The sequence below is a fragment of the Methylomonas paludis genome (assembly GCF_018734325.1).
GTDB classification, from domain to species: domain Bacteria; phylum Pseudomonadota; class Gammaproteobacteria; order Methylococcales; family Methylomonadaceae; genus Methylomonas; species Methylomonas paludis.
In genome coordinates this window covers 1863230-1878436 of record NZ_CP073754.1, presented here as the reverse complement: position 1 = coordinate 1878436, position 15207 = coordinate 1863230, and the positions used below count along the sequence as shown (strand labels likewise).

Below are 15207 nucleotides of genomic sequence, written 5' to 3'. Positions count from 1 at the left end.
GCGGATCAGGGCTAAATTACCCTAGAAAACTGCTGCTGTTTTTGCGCCAGATATCGATCAAACACCATGCAGATATTGCGGATTAACAAACGCCCGGCTGGCAGCACCTGTATACCTTGATCGCTCAAAGTCAACAGACCATCGTTCTGCATCGCGTTCAGGCTGGCGAATTCGGGGCCAAAATAATCATGGAAACTGATATTAAATTCTTGCTCTATCTTACTGAAATCAAGATCAAAATGACAAATTAACTGAGTAATCACCGCCCGGCGCAATTTGTCGTCTTCATCCAGCGCCACACCCCGGAATACCGGCAGTTTGCCCTCAGCAATACTAGACTGATATTCATCCAGTTCTTTGTTATTTTGCAGATAGGCATCAGCCACCCGACCAATGGACGTTACCCCCAAACCCACCAGATCACAATCGGAATGAGTGGAATAGCCCTGGAAATTGCGATACAGCTTACCTTCGCGTTGAGCCACCGCCAATTCGTCGTCAGGTTTGGCAAAATGATCCATACCGATATAGACATAACCGGCATCAGTGAGTTTTTTACCCACCATCTGCAATATGTCCAGTTTTAAGGCCGGGCTGGGCAGTTCAGTTTCAACAATCTGGCGCTGGGTTTTAAAGCGGCTAGGCATGTGCGCATAATTAAATATCGAAAACCGGTCCGGCTCATAAGCCAGCACCTGATCCAGCGTGGCCGCAAAACTTTGTTCAGTTTGTAGCGGCAGACCGTAAATCAAATCAATATTGGTGGAGCGGAAACCTTCCTGGCGAGCTGCATCCAGCACAGCAAAAGTTTGTTCTTTGCTTTGGATCCGATTCACCGCTTTTTGGACAGCAGGGTCAAAGTCCTGCAAGCCTAAACTAATGCGGTTAAAACCCAGTTCACGCAACTGCGCAATGGTTTGATCGTTGGTTTCGCGCGGATCAACCTCTATGGAATACTCACCCTTATCATCGTCACGCAAATTAAAATGAGTACGGGTGGCTTCCATCAACTGCCGCATTTGCGCATAATTTAAAAAGGTAGGCGTACCGCCGCCCCAATGCAATTGATTAACCACGCGGGACTTATCAAACAAAGCCCCCTGCATGGCAATTTCCTGTACCAGACTATCCAGATACGGCACAGCATGCGCACGATTTTTGGTAATAATTTTATTGCAGGCGCAATAAAAACACACGGTATCGCAAAACGGAATGTGAAAATACAGTGATAACGGCCCGCCCAGAGCATTGGATTTGGCAATCTGCTGACGGTATTCGGCCTCACCGAAGCCCTCGTGTAATTCCAGCGCCGTGGGATAAGAGGTATAACGCGGCCCGGATTTATCGTAGCGATGGATAAGATCGAGATCGAATTTGATAGATTGATCCATTATTTCACTTCTTGATTAATGTTGATATTGACCGTCTGATCGGCAAGCAGCTGACCAAGTTCCACACTACCGATAAAATCACCGGCCCGGCTGATGGCATCACCGCTTTGCGAAATCCGCGCAACAATTTTAAGTTTGGGAAAATCAGCCAGATGTAAACCCGGCTGCATGGCCAGACTGTCATTCAAATCCACCGTCAGCGGCAAATCACCCACCTGTTTGCGCACAATAGCCAAAGGCATTTTCGGGCCACTGACGGCCTGAGCATAGATAAATAAAGTCTGACCGCTTTGCGCCCTGGCTTTATATTCAGCCGCAATAGCCACATTGACATGAATATTGTTGGTAATCGGCGCTGCCGATGCCGATGCCGACTCTGCAGCCATCTGTGCCGTGACTTCGGCTATCATTTGCTGCACCTGAGGTAAATTACTGGAGTCAGGCGGCAGCAACCCCGCCAGTTTTTGCCAGTAAACAATGGCCTGACCGCCCTCACCCGACTGAGCCTTAGCCATACCGGCCAGCCATAAGGCATTATGATTATCCGGAGCCAATTGCAAGGCTTTAAAAATCAGCTCACCGGTCAGGCCATTCAATTCACCATTTCGGCTCATCGCCAGACTATTGGCATAATCCAGCATTACTTCCAGATTATCCGGCTGAAACTGATAAAGCTTGGCATAAACCCCGGCAGCCTCGGTATATTGCTCCAGATACATATACGACCTGCCCAACATCAGCCAGCCCTGCAAATCATTGGGATTTTGTTTCAGGCGCTCGATAATCTGCGGAATCATTTCCCGCACCTGAGCCAGACTACGCTCATTTTCCGCCTGCATCTCAGCTTTGGCGATAGCATCGGCATCGCCCAACTGTAAATAGAGAGCTATACTCAGCAGCGGCAGCAACACCACAATCAACCCGATAATCCAGCGACCGCTGCCGCCAGCGTGTGGCGCAGAGTTATCATCATCCAGATTGTCGTGCAAATTTTGCTGCAGCTCCAGATACTGGGCATCAAACTGATCCTGGCTAAGCACACCGTCCAGATGTTGCTGTTGCAATTCGGCCAGTTGCTGACGGGCGATTCTCAGATTGCGCTGAGTGCCGTCCTGGCTACGCAGGGCTTGTTTGCTGAGCAGGGGCCGAATCAAAATCACCAAAGCCAGCACTAACATTGCGCCGGCAATTATCCAAAACCAAGTGTTCAATCCTCTTCACCTTTTTCTAAAATTTGCTGGAGCCGGGTCTTTTCACTGGTGCTTAATACCGGCTTGACGGCCTGTTTTTTCCGGCGTACCACCAGCCATAGTGCTACCAGTCCAGACATCAGCAACAATAGCGGCCCTAACCACAATAAAGCCGTTTTAAAGGTAAACGCCGGTTTATATAGCACAAAATCCCCATAGCGCTGGGTCATGAAATTAATGATCTGCTGCTCAGACTGGCCTTGTTGCAGCATCTCATAAACCTGACGGCGCAAGTCCTTAGCCAAATCAGCATTGGAATCGGCTATGGTTTGATTTTGGCAAACCAGACAACGCAATTCGGCAATCAGATTTTGGTAAGCCTGTTCCTGTTCCGGCTGTTTAAAGTCATGGTATTCCACAGCTGCCCAAGTTGGGCTGGATAATATCAGCAGCCAGACGGCCAGCAGGATTTTCATGAGGGTTCCGCCTGTAATTGCCGGGCCAGCGGCAGCAGAGTATTTTCCAGATCAGCCGGAGTAATAGGCCCGGTATGTTTGTAACGAATCAGACCGCGCTTATCAATCACAAAAGTTTCCGGCACACCGTACACGCCATAATCAATCCCCACCCGGCCATCACTATCCATCACCGACACAACATAGGGATTACCGCGCTGTTCCAGCCATTGCCGGGCTGCACTGGCTTCATCTTTATAATTCAGACCGACCAAGGGTATTTGCTGCTGAGCGGCAATCGATAACAGCAAAGGATGTTCTTCGCGGCAGGAAACACACCAGGAAGCCCAAACATTCAGCAGCCAGACCTGTCCCCGATATAGACCGGGTTGCGCCGTACTTTCCGGCGCACCCAGTACCGGCAAGTTAAATTCAGGGGCCGGCTTACCGATCAGCGGAGAGGGAATTTCCTTGGGATTAAGGTTCAAACCCACCGCCAGAAACACCGCCAGCACGATAAATAATAAAAGCGGGATCAGATACTTAAACATGAGCAGCCACACCTGATGATTTATTAAGTCGATAACGTCTGTCGCAGGCCGCCGTCACCCCGCCAGCAGCCATTAACAAACCACCCAGCCAAATCCAACGGATAAAAGCCTTGTAATAAATACGCAGACTCCAGGCACCTTCATCGCCCAAGGGTTCACCAATGGCGACAAACAAATCCCGGAACAGACCGGCATCAATCGCCGCTTCGGTCATCGGCATTTTCTGGACTTTATAGACCCGTTTTTGCGGATGCAGCTCGGCTACCAGTTTATCCTGATAACTGACGGTCAGATAGCCCTGCTCAGCCTGATAATTAGGTCCCTGAGTATGTTTAATACCGTGAAACTGGAAAATATAGCCAAACAAATCCAGCGTCTCTTCCGGCGCCAGACGCACATCACGCTCTATGCTGTAGACCGAAGTAAAGGTAATACCAGTCACAAATACCGCTATGCCCAAATGGGCCAGGGTCATGCCGTAAAATCCGGCAGGTATTTGCCGGAGTCGGGCCCAGTTCCACACCTGAATTTTTTGCTGGAAAGCCACAAAGGTCACCGCTACAGTCCACAGCGCCAGCGCCACACCCAAAACCGCCGCCCAGGAATAAAACGGCATCAAAGCCGGTATCAGCAAGGCAATGCCGACACAGATCAGTGCCGCCCAGCGTAACCGCCAGGCCAGCTTTTGCAGACTGTCGCTCTTCCAGCGCATCAGCACCCCAAAACCCACCACCAAAGCCAAAGGCGCCATCAGCGGAATAAACACCGCATTAAAATACGGTGGCCCGACCGACAGCTTGCCCAAACCCAGCGCATCAATCACCAGCGGGTATAAAGTACCCAGCAAAATACTGGCGGCCGTCACCACCAGCAACACATTATTAATCAACAATACCGATTCTTTGGAAACCAGGTCAAACGAAGCGTGACTTTTCACTTGCGGAGCGCGGATGGCATACAGCAATAACGATGAGCCAATCACCACCGCCAGAAAGCCCAGAATAAAAATCCCCCGTGCCGGATCGCTGGCAAAAGCATGTACCGAGGTCAACACCCCGGAACGCACCAGAAACGTGCCCAGCAGACTTAATGAAAAAGCAAAAATAGCCAGCAGCACCGTCCAGGTTTTAAAGACCCCGCGTTTTTCGGTGGCCGCCAGCGAATGAATTAAAGCCGTCCCCACCAGCCAGGGCATGAAAGAGGCATTTTCCACCGGGTCCCAAAACCACCAACCGCCCCAGCCCAGTTCATAATAAGCCCACCAGCTGCCCAGAGTGATACCTATGGTCAAAAACATCCAGGCAATATTAGTCCAAGGCCTTGACCAGCGGGCCCAAGCGGTATCCAAGCGGCCTTCCAGCAGCGCGGTAATCGCAAAGGCAAAAGCCACCGAGAACCCAACATACCCCATGTACAACATGGGCGGATGAATCGCCAGACCAGGATCCTGCAATAAAGGATTAAGATCCCGGCCTTCGCTGGGCGCAGGAAACAAACGGGTAAACGGATTAGAAGTCAGCAATAAAAACAGAATAAAGCCGATACTTACCAGCCCCATCACCCCCAGCACCCTGGCTCGGGTGGCATCGGGGATATTTTTGCTGAAGCCGGCCACCAGTGCCGTCCAGATCGTCAACGTCAGCGCCCACAGCAGCAAAGAGCCTTCGTGTGCCCCCCATACCCCGGAGATTAAATATAAAAACGGTAAGGAGGTATTACAGTTTTGAGCCACATAAGCCACCGAGAAATCATGCTGAACAAAACTCCAGGTCAGACTGGCATAAGCCAGACCCATAAACAGCAATTGGCCGTAAGCGGCAGATTTACCCACATGCACCCAGCCGGGTATGGCTCTGGCCGCGCCCACTATCGGCAGCACCCCCAGAATAATGGCCATGCCCAAAGCCATAATCAGGGCAAAATGTCCAAGTTCCGGGATCATGGTTTTTCCTTGGTTTTTTTCAGGCTGTCGGCCACTTCCGGCGGCATATAGTTTTCATCATGCTTGGCCAGCACTTCTTCAGCCACAAACACACCGCGACTGTCCAGCCGGCCTTTGGCGACAATGCCCTGCCCCTCGCGGAACAAATCCGGCAGGATACCGGTATATTCCACCGTCACTTCCTTATTAAAATCGCTGAGTTTGAAACTGACCAGCAAATTGCTGCCGGGCCGGACCACACTGCCCTTGACCACCATGCCGCCCAGACGAAACGCCGTATTGGCCGGTGCTTTGCCGTCCACCACATCAGTAGTGGAAAAAAAATACATCAGGTTCTGGTTAAAAGCCTGCAAGGCAAAAGTCACCGCCAGCCCCAGCCCCACCAGCATTAAGCCGATCAAAATCAGACGTTGTTTTCTGGCTGGTTTCATCGTTGGCTACGCCGTTGTCTAAGCATTAATTGACGTAATAACTGCTTGCGCTGCAGCAGCGGCAGCAGCAGATTGATCAGCAACACCACAAAAGTCACGCCGTAAGCGCTCCACACATACACGGCATAGCCGCCCATGTGCAAAAATTCCTGTAAAGTCATCCTCGTTGCTCCAGCAGATTTTTCACCCATTGCGCAGACGATTCGCGCTTGAGCAATTCCAGTTTGGCGGCCTGCAATACCGCAATCAAATAATAAAACTTAAAGGCTATCGCCATTAACAGCAAAGGCACCAGCATAGTCACATGGATAGAGGGCTTATCCATTTTGGTGACGGTAGGGCCTTGATGCAAGGTGTTCCACCATTCTACCGAATAATGGATGATAGGAATATTGACCACCCCCACCAGGGCCAGAATCGACACGGCACGAGCCGCATTGCGGCGGTCTTCGATAGCACCGTACAGGCTGATAACCCCCAGATACAGAAACAGCAGTATCAGTTCGGAAGTCAGCCGCGCATCCCATACCCACCAGGTGCCCCACATGGGTTTACCCCATAAGGAACCGGTCACCAAAGCAATAAAGGTAAACCCGGCACCGATAGGCGCACTGCTGACCAGCATCACTTCGGCCAGTTTAATCCGCCACACCAGCGCAATCGCGCCCATGACCGCCATTAACACATAAATAAACAAAGACATCCAGGCCGCCGGCACATGAATGTAAATAATCCGGTAACTATCACCCTGCTGATAATCGCTGGGTGCCAGATATAAGCCGCCGTAGAGGCCGGCAGCCAGCAACAGCAGAAAAATCACCGTCAACCAGGGCAGCAAACGATCTGCCAGCGCATAAAAATAAGGTGGCGATGCCGTTTTGTGAAAAAAACGGCTGATAACAGCAGGAAATACAGACATAAATTAATTAACGCTCATTTTTAACGCGGCTGCTGTTGGTAAAGGTGCCAACACCAAAGCCAGTAATAACATGGCCGCCAAAATATCCAGTTGGGCGTCCACCGGCAAACCACCGGCAGCCCTGTCCACAGCGCTACTGGCGAAAATCAGCACCGGCACATATAAAGGTAACACCAGCAGCGACAAAATCATGCCGCCCCGGCGCAAACCCACCGTCAAAGCCACCCCAATCGCCCCAATCAAACTCAGCAAAGGCGTAGCCAACAGCAAAGTCAGTATCAGCGTACTCAAGGCCGAGTCCGGCAAACCCAAAAACACCGCCAGTAAAGGCGCAATCAATAACAAAGGCAATCCTGTCACCAACCAGTGTGCGGTAATCTTAGCCAGCACCAGTATTGTCAAGGCATGCGGGCTGAGCAGCATTTGTTCCAGGGAACCATCTTCAAAATCAGTCCTGAACAAAGTTTCCAAGGACAGCAAAGCCGCCAATAATGCCGCCACACAAATAATGCCGGGGGCGATGCTTTGCAATAACTGCGGTTGTGCGCCCACCGCCAGCGGAAACAGCGTTACTACCAGCACAAAAAATAATAAGGGATTGAGCATTTCAGCGCGGCGGCGAAACGCCAGCAGTAAATCCCGGCTGATAACGGCAAAAAAAGCCTTGCTTAATGACATGTATCTAAATGAATACGCTGTAAATGGATGTGCGGCAAACTTAACTCATGATGCGAAGTCAGGATTACCATACCGCCCTGCCCGGTATGCGCCATCATTAAAGATTCAATTAACTCTATACCCTGCCGATCCAGCGAAGTAAAGGGTTCGTCCAGAATCCACAAACGCTGGCGGGTGATCAGCAACCGCGCCAAAGACAAACGCCGCTTTTGCCCGGCAGACAGAGTTTGCACCAAATTATCGTCAAACCCGGCCAACTGCACTTTCTGCAAGGCCTGAGCTATGCTGTAGGCACCGGGAGCGCTTAAGGCCAAGGCAAAACGCAGATTTTCCAGCACCGTCAGCTCTTTTTTACTGCCGTCAGCATGACCCACATAAGCTGTTTCGGCAAAATAATCGCTCTGGTCCAGCGGTATACCGTCCCAGCGGCACTCGCCGCTATCCGCCGATCTAAAACCGCACAGAATCCGCAACAAAGACGTCTTGCCGCTGCCGTTACTGCCTTCCAGCAATAACACCTGCCCCGGTTGCACATTAAAACTCAGGCCGCTAAACAGCAAACGCTCATCCCGCCGGCATGACAGATCGGTAACAAATAATCCGGTGGCTTGCGGCTGAGACATGATAATTGACAGGCTGGTTCACAAAACCTCCGTATTTTACCAATAAAGTAAGCAAGTTTTGTAACTGATGTGGCGTGACGGGTAAATTTTGGCCGATTCAGGACAAAATCTGGGGTGCGGGGCTAGTAATCGACCAATTTTATCTTGATGGATAAGGCCTAGGATATGCTGAGCTTAAGGCGACCAAGCAATTAACCATTAAAAAAGTATTGTTTTTAGCCTCGATGCAACGCAGTGGAATCAAGGAATTCGCCGCGAAGCCGTTATCAAACAAGGGTTACCGGGATATACAATGGCCTCACCGCTGCAGCCCAAATCCACTACTGATTAGTACCTAATTTATAAATCACATTTACCTTTTTTTCAATTTTAATGGAATAAGGTATAAATGTTATCACAGCTGGATTACCATTGAAGCTGGCTTTATTAAACATATAATCAGATTTATCACTGGCATTAGAAATTCCAAAATCGCCTTCTATTGAGCCAAAGCCTTTTTCTGATATGGCAAATACAGCATCTAATTGCGCACCAACACTATTGGCGATATTTTTGGCGCGATTTTTAGCATCTGCATAGGCTTCAATCAGTAATGACGCTTCAACATCTTGGCGTTCTGCTACATCAAACTTCGAATTAAAATTTACGATGTTTCGATAACTGACGATCTTGTTCATCAGTGCCGTATATTTATTAATGTCCTTTAGTCTCAGTGTGTAACCTTGGCTGATATCGTAACCCAATACTTTTAACTCTTGATAATCCTTGTTTTCACGAACAGTTGTTTTTTGAATATCATAGGATTCGATATTCTCATCGGGAATATCAAGGTCTTTGAACAACTTTACTAAGTCAATATTTTGTTTTTGTAGTAGTTTAAAGGCCGTTTCCGGATTCTCATCAAAGATTTTTACATAAAAATTCAGTTCAACCGTATTGGGTGGTATTTCTTTTGCTGCGTAACCTTGTGAATAGATAAAAGGAAAGTCAGGGAGTTGGATTGCATTTGCAATAGAAACAAAAAATTGCAATGCCAAAATTGCAAAAAATTTATTCGTCATGTTAATTCCTTATAATTATAAATAGGCTTACAAAATTAATTATCAAGGCGACCGTTTATTTTCGGCTATAGCCCTTGCCCGTTTCACGGCTGATGAAAAACTAAGCGCCACATCCGGCCTAGCCTGCATTTGGTAATGTAAGAGCAATAAGCTTAATTTTCCAAATTTTATTCCGGCACAGAACCCAAGCTAGGCAGCAGATACACCACCTCACTCCCCAGCACATGCAGCACATGCCGGCTGGGTTGACCATCTATAAAATACAGTTGACCAAGATTGCAAGTCTCAATCACCTTTTGGCTATTAGCCGTACACGGCAACAAGGTGTGTTCCATGCGCCATTGGCTGGCGTAAAAACGCCACCAATTACTGATAGAAGTTTTAGGATTAGTGTCTTGCTGAATGATATTCAACACCTTTTTTTGCTCATCACTGGGGATATTGCGTAATGAAGAACTGGTCAATTGCAGGCAGCTCAGCTTTTTTTGCTGGCCGGTGTAGCCGTTGCTGCTGGTATAAAATCCGCAAGTGGTGAAAGAATAATGCACATCACCAGATAAAAATACGCATTTATCAATATGCATTTTGTGTAACAGCGTATCCATGAAATCGGTGAATCCGTTCAAATTGGCTGTCCAGGCTTCCGCATCCAGAAAATCAACCGCCCAGTCCATGACCAAACCCTCCTGATTAAAGGCCACTTCCACAGCCCGCACGGCTGGGATATCCTCCAGATAGGCAACGCCGGTCAGGATAAACTGCACCAGGCGCTCCAGGGGAGTAAATCCCACGCTGAAAATCTTGGAAGCGGAACGTAAGTGGAGCGAAGATTTTTAGTCCCCGATAGGCGTAGCGCCGGGCGGGTTTTCGAAGCGAAGCGGAGAAAACCTGCAAGGCATCGCGAAACGCCGTCAAGTCACTTGGAGCCGAAGTTCCGATCCCCTTGTTGGGTCGGAACGAGGTGAGGAGGACGAATCGGGGCCGCCGGAGGCATTAGCGGTCGCGTAATTTTTGCCGCTTGTTGGGGCTGGGATGCCCCTAAACAAGCTTTCGCAAAAATAGCGACTCACTGATCACCGGCGTGGCGGCAATCAACACCGGATAAGCAATGTCTTTACCGGCTTCTGCAGCAGTGCTTTTCAGCTTGCTCCATTCCACACGCAACCAGTCCAGCGCATAGCGATCCAGCAAGTGGGCCGGATAGTATGGATTTTCCGGTTGGCGCTGGGTACGGGAATCCATTGCAATAATCGGTGGTTCAGTGGCTATCGAAAAACCCCAGCCCCGATGTTTCCAGGTCATTAAATCGTAGCGTTCCTGAATGGCCGGATCAGGATTGGCCTGATTAAGCTGAGCGGTAATGGCTTTAACCAGATCGGCATCAAAATTATCCGGGTCATTGCCCCAGCCCTGAAAAGCCCAATAAGCCGCCAGCGCATTCGACACCATGCGTCGCCCCAATGATGAAGTGCGCACCTTGTCATACCAATGCCCGGTTATATTCCAGTCATCAGTCACATCATGATCGTCAAAAATCATATAACTGGGGATATTGGCCAGTAATCTGCGAACTTTACTTAGATTATTGCCAAACTCAACCACGGCCAGCGTGGCTTGCTCATACTCAGCCTGTTTATCAGCAGCAACCGGGATATGTTTCGCCGCTATGTCTTGCCAACTCGTGGCGGTTTGCCAACCCTGAGCATTGCCAAATACAAAGATATACATGGCGGCAAATTCACCAAAAGTCAGCAGATGATTACCGGCTTCCGTTGAGCTCAAACCAGAATGATGACGTTTTAATACTTCTGCACGACCACCCAGTTTAATGTTTTGCGGCACAAGTGGCTGGGGAGACCAAGCCGGCTGCTGGGTTTTGCCGCCAAACAGATTGCTTAGTTTCTCGCAAACGCCAGGCTTATCCTCATCTGTCGGCAGGTCTTCAATGCGTCCAGTCAATATTGGTGCCTGATCGCGCAAAATATCCAGCAAGGACGCTTCCACATCATCAGCATAAATTTGATCGCCGGTTAATAACAATAAATCCGGACGCTTTCCAATTTCCTGATGATATTGTTCCAGCAGGCTATCGGCCACAGTTAAAGCCTCCTGACCATGCGCCCCATGCGGTTTACGGCAACTGCCGTGGAGTATGGAGGTCAGCTTTGCCGGGATATGGAAAATAGGATATTTGAGTTCCCCATAAGTAACTTTCGCCGCTTGCAGATCAATTTCAGATGTGTCGGTAAGCAAACGGTAGTGACAAAGGGTATTGGTCGGGAACAAGCCCTGATTTTGATTCTGGTCAGGATAGGCCTGCAACAGGTAGATAAACAGCTTTTCACCCAATTGCACATGACTGGCCGCCAGTTCGTCATCACGGCTGACACCCAGCACATTCTCAGGCTTATTGGCTTCGATGATTTGCAGGCTTAACTGTTGGGGGCTATCCAGTGCTAACCAGACACAAATTCGATTCTGCGTGGTGCGCCGCAATATTGGGCCGGCTAAAATTGTTGTCATATTAAACCCACCTTTTTTTATTATTAGATACAGATACCTTGGGGTTTTGATAATACTGGTCAAGCCGAAAGTGTTATCGCGGTTCGATCATATACTTAATAATAATAAATTCAATTTTTTGTTATTAAGCCGCATAAATTTTTCTATGATCCCATTTAAACCATAGTGGGTAGGGTGAATTCGCCGCCAGGTAATCCAGCAAAACTTCTGCTTATGGGCTTATTTGCTTAAAGCTTCATAGCCGGAAATCACGTCGAACAATTCCTCGTCTATGGAATTTTGGCGGAGTTGATTGAAGCTGGTGTGCAGGTGTTCCAATAATTCTTCAATATTGGTATCGGCGCGTTCCATAGCGGCCAGGCGGCTGGCGTTTTCACTGCTTAGCGATTCGGCGCAGGCTCGATACAGCGAAATAAACAGATATTCCCGTATCAGCGCCCGCAGGGTCTTATCGCCAGAACACATCACTTCCGGCAGATTGGGGCTGGGCCAGCTTATCCGGGCCAACTGGTGTCGCCACAGCCCATCCAGAGGCAGCAGCCGTAAACACACCGGCTGGTAGAGTGTGGCAGTATGCTGGCGGTTATGAAATACATATAAACTGGCGCCATCGGCAGTGGCTTGGTGGAGTTCTGTTTCAATTTGAATGCGCCCCACCAGCGCGGCGATAGCATTAACGGCGTTAGGTACGGCAAAACCGGTTTGTACAGCAAGACCGGCATCCAGCAAATGGGCTTGAACCCGTTCGCCCACCGCCCATACCTGGGCAGTGCCGGGCAATTCAGCCAGGGTCTTACCGGCAAACTCGGCAACCACTTCATTAAATTGACCGACCAGCCCCTGGTCGGAACCAAATACCACGGCATTGATGGTGTTGCTGGCTGGATAGACTGCTTCCGGGCGGTCAGCAATTTGGGCGCTGGCCCGAAAACAGGCGCCCAGACCAAGTTCTACCGTGCGGTAATAATCAGCCAAGGCGCCGACAGCCTGCTGATACTGGCCGATATTAGCGGCTGCCAGCGCTTTCATGGTACGTACCACCGAATGCAAATCACCGGCATTATTCATCTTGCGGCGCAGAGTCGCCATCGAATCGCTCATGGCTGGGCTGGATTGGTACTGGTTTGAAAAGTTACCAAACTGCGGCCGGCAATATCAAGTATCACTTGCCGGTCAGCCGCACTGAGTTGAGCGGCTGTGCTGATACGCTGCCTAATTTCGTCGGGTATTTGCTCAACAGCACTTTGCAGAGCGGTTTCGGCGGCCGGCATTTGTTCCAGCGTTACCTTATCAAACAAGCCTGCTGTTAAGGCCAGCAGGATGGTGATTTGGGTCAGCACCGGCAGCGGCGCAAACTCAGCCTGCTGCAAACAGGCGCGGATGCGCCGGCCATGTTCCAGCGTATGCCGGGTGGCATCATCCAGACGTGCGCCAAACCGGGCAAAAGTTTCCAGTTCCTCAAACTGGGCATAAGCCAGTTTTAAATCGCCGGTCACCGCCCGGTAACTGCCCAACTGGGCTTTACCGCCGACCCGGGATACCGATTTGCCCACATCTACCGCCGGTAATACGCCAAGTTCAAATAATGCCGGCGACAGGTAAATCTGCCCATCGGTAATAGAAATAAGATTGGTGGGAATATAGGCCGAAATATTCTGCGCTTCGATTTCGATGATAGGCAAAGCCGTCAAAGAACCACCGCCCTGCTCGGCGCGTAAATGAGTGGCACGTTCCAGCAAACGGGAATGAATATAAAAAATATCCCCCGGATAGGCTTCCCGGCCCGGTGGTCGGCGCAATAACAAAGATAACTCCCGATAGGCTCTGGCATGCTGGGTCAGGTCATCGTAAACAATCAGCACATCATTGCCTGCTTCCATGAAATGCTCGGCAATACTGGTGGCCGCATAAGGGGCAATATAGGTCAAACCCGGCGGGTCATTGCCTTCGGTCACCACCACCACGGTATATTCCAACGCGCCGTGCGCACGTAATACCGCTATGGTTTTGGCGACAGCAGCAGCGTGTTGGCCGATGGCGCAATACACGCACAACACATTCTGGCCGCCCTGATTAAGGATAGTATCAATGGCAATCGCCGTTTTACCGGTCTGGCGATCCCCCATAATCAGTTCGCGCTGGCCCCTGCCTATCGGAATCAGCGCATCTATCACCTTGATGCCGGTTTGCAGGGGTTCCAAGACCGGAGCGCGATCCATAATGGCCACAGCGGGGCGTTCGATGGGCAGACGTTGCTGACACAAGGGCGGCGCATTGCCGTCCAGAGGCAATCCCAGCGGATTGATAACCCGCCCCAGCAAGGCCGGGCCAACTGCCACATCCATAACCCTACCGGTACGCTCGGCTTTATCGCCGGCTTGTAACCGCCAGTATTCGCCCAACAATACCACGCCGATTTCCTCGGCATCCACATTAAAAGCAATTCCGGATATGCCGCCAGGAAACATAATCAATTCTTCATAGCCTACCCCAGGCAAACCGCTGACTTTAGCAATACCGGTGGAAATACTGGCGATATAGCCCACTTCCCGGCTTTGCAATTGGGCAAGATAAGCCGCGCGGGTTTGGCCGATACCGCTAAATATTTCATCAAATAAGTCATCAAGTTGATCAGCTGCCATGAGGGTCCTGCTGGGCAGTGGCAATTGCAGGAGTGCTGCTTAGCTGTTGTTGCAATACGCTGCTCACACTGGTTTCCAGATCGGCCAGATAATCGCTGATGCTCCAGGCCAGCTGATGACCATTACCAATTAATGCCAGTCCGCTGATCAGCCCGGCATCGGTTTCAAATTGCAGATTAAGTTGGGCAGCAAAAATCTCTTGCAGGGTATTACGCACTGCGCCGGTTTGGGCTTCACTTAAGGGAAAGGCGCTACGAATGATTAATGGTGCTGCCGAGGTTTGTAACTGGGTGGCCAATGCGGTTTTAGCTGCAGTATCCAGTGCATACAAACGCTGAATAAACGCTGCGACGATCTGCGCTTCCAGCGTCACATCAGCCAGATCCTGCAGAGTCTTGCGGGCAATGGCATACACTTCCTGACTGGTGCGGCGGCTGAGTGCTTCCTTTAAGGCCAATGCCTGATTATTGAGGGTTTCGGCACGTTTGGTGCTCAGAGCATCCGCGTTTTGCCTGGCCTGATCCAACAGTTGCTGACCGGCGGTTTTGGCTGCCAGTTCTGCCTGCTGTAATTGGGTGGCGCATTGCTGGGCAAATTCCTGTTGTTTACGCTGGTATTCATCCCGCTGCTGATCGGCACTGGCCATTTTTGCTGCTGCTGCGGCCAATTCGGCAGCAATTCGCTGTTCACGGGCATCAATCGCATGCAGTATCGGGCCGTACAGAAACCGCTTTAACAACCAAATTAAAATAAGGAAATTAAGGGTTTGCGCTGCAACAGTGAACCAATCTATCAGCATGG

16 protein-coding genes are annotated in these 15207 nt (G+C 50.1%); all 16 read right to left on the bottom strand.

What is annotated here, in order from left to right; all coding sequences use genetic code 11:
- Positions 1-11: 11 nt before the first annotated feature.
- Positions 12-1391 carry an oxygen-independent coproporphyrinogen III oxidase gene (hemN, locus tag KEF85_RS08545; protein WP_215579352.1) on the bottom strand — a complete coding sequence of 460 codons (1380 nt, stop codon included), beginning with the start codon at positions 1389-1391 and terminating at the stop codon, positions 12-14.
- Positions 1391-2602, bottom strand: coding sequence for a c-type cytochrome biogenesis protein CcmI (gene ccmI / locus KEF85_RS08540; protein WP_215579349.1), 1212 nt, complete (start codon positions 2600-2602; stop codon positions 1391-1393). The genes hemN and ccmI overlap by 1 nt, the downstream gene beginning before the upstream one ends.
- Entirely contained in the window at positions 2599-3057 is a 459-nt protein-coding gene (locus KEF85_RS08535; RefSeq protein WP_215579345.1) for a cytochrome c-type biogenesis protein, read from the bottom strand. Before KEF85_RS08535 ends, ccmI begins: the two co-directional genes overlap by 4 nt.
- Positions 3054-3587 carry a DsbE family thiol:disulfide interchange protein gene (locus KEF85_RS08530; protein ID WP_215579342.1) on the bottom strand — a complete coding sequence of 178 codons (534 nt, stop codon included), beginning with the start codon at positions 3585-3587 and terminating at the stop codon, positions 3054-3056. Before KEF85_RS08530 ends, KEF85_RS08535 begins: the two co-directional genes overlap by 4 nt.
- Positions 3580-5529, bottom strand: coding sequence for a heme lyase CcmF/NrfE family subunit (locus KEF85_RS08525; protein WP_215579339.1), 1950 nt, complete (start codon positions 5527-5529; stop codon positions 3580-3582). The genes KEF85_RS08530 and KEF85_RS08525 overlap by 8 nt, the downstream gene beginning before the upstream one ends.
- Complete coding sequence (ccmE, locus tag KEF85_RS08520; protein ID WP_215579336.1) at positions 5526-5960, bottom strand: cytochrome c maturation protein CcmE; 435 nt, start codon at positions 5958-5960, stop codon at positions 5526-5528. The genes KEF85_RS08525 and ccmE overlap by 4 nt, the downstream gene beginning before the upstream one ends.
- Entirely contained in the window at positions 5957-6121 is a 165-nt protein-coding gene (gene ccmD / locus KEF85_RS08515; protein ID WP_215579333.1) for a heme exporter protein CcmD, read from the bottom strand. Before ccmD ends, ccmE begins: the two co-directional genes overlap by 4 nt.
- A complete protein-coding gene (locus KEF85_RS08510) occupies positions 6118-6879 on the bottom strand; it encodes a heme ABC transporter permease (protein WP_215579328.1) in 762 nt (253 codons plus the stop codon). Before KEF85_RS08510 ends, ccmD begins: the two co-directional genes overlap by 4 nt.
- A gap of 3 nt (positions 6880-6882) precedes the next feature.
- Positions 6883-7557, bottom strand: a complete 675-nt coding sequence (gene ccmB, locus KEF85_RS08505) for a heme exporter protein CcmB (protein ID WP_215579325.1) — start codon at positions 7555-7557, stop codon at positions 6883-6885.
- Complete coding sequence (ccmA, locus tag KEF85_RS08500; RefSeq protein ID WP_215579322.1) at positions 7548-8180, bottom strand: cytochrome c biogenesis heme-transporting ATPase CcmA; 633 nt, start codon at positions 8178-8180, stop codon at positions 7548-7550. Before ccmA ends, ccmB begins: the two co-directional genes overlap by 10 nt.
- 320 nt (positions 8181-8500) lie before the next feature.
- A complete protein-coding gene (locus KEF85_RS08495) occupies positions 8501-9241 on the bottom strand; it encodes an SIMPL domain-containing protein (protein WP_215579319.1) in 741 nt (246 codons plus the stop codon).
- A 167-nt stretch (positions 9242-9408) separates the two neighbouring features.
- A complete protein-coding gene (locus KEF85_RS08490; protein WP_215579316.1) occupies positions 9409-10032 on the bottom strand; it encodes a metallophosphoesterase family protein in 624 nt (207 codons plus the stop codon).
- A 247-nt stretch (positions 10033-10279) separates the two neighbouring features.
- Positions 10280-11764 (bottom strand): metallophosphoesterase family protein, encoded by a 1485-nt coding sequence (locus tag KEF85_RS08485; protein ID WP_215579313.1) that lies wholly within the window; start codon positions 11762-11764, stop codon positions 10280-10282.
- 219 nt (positions 11765-11983) lie between these two features.
- On the bottom strand, positions 11984-12865 hold the full coding sequence (locus tag KEF85_RS08480) for a F0F1 ATP synthase subunit gamma (protein WP_215579310.1): 882 nt from the start codon (positions 12863-12865) through the stop codon (positions 11984-11986).
- A complete protein-coding gene (locus tag KEF85_RS08475) occupies positions 12862-14406 on the bottom strand; it encodes an alternate F1F0 ATPase, F1 subunit alpha (RefSeq protein ID WP_215579307.1) in 1545 nt (514 codons plus the stop codon). The genes KEF85_RS08480 and KEF85_RS08475 overlap by 4 nt, the downstream gene beginning before the upstream one ends.
- The gene (locus KEF85_RS08470) at positions 14396-15205 is read right to left on the bottom strand and encodes a F0F1 ATP synthase subunit B family protein (protein WP_215579304.1); all 810 of its coding nucleotides are present in this window, start codon (positions 15203-15205) and stop codon (positions 14396-14398) included. Before KEF85_RS08470 ends, KEF85_RS08475 begins: the two co-directional genes overlap by 11 nt.
- Positions 15206-15207 lie beyond the last annotated feature (2 nt).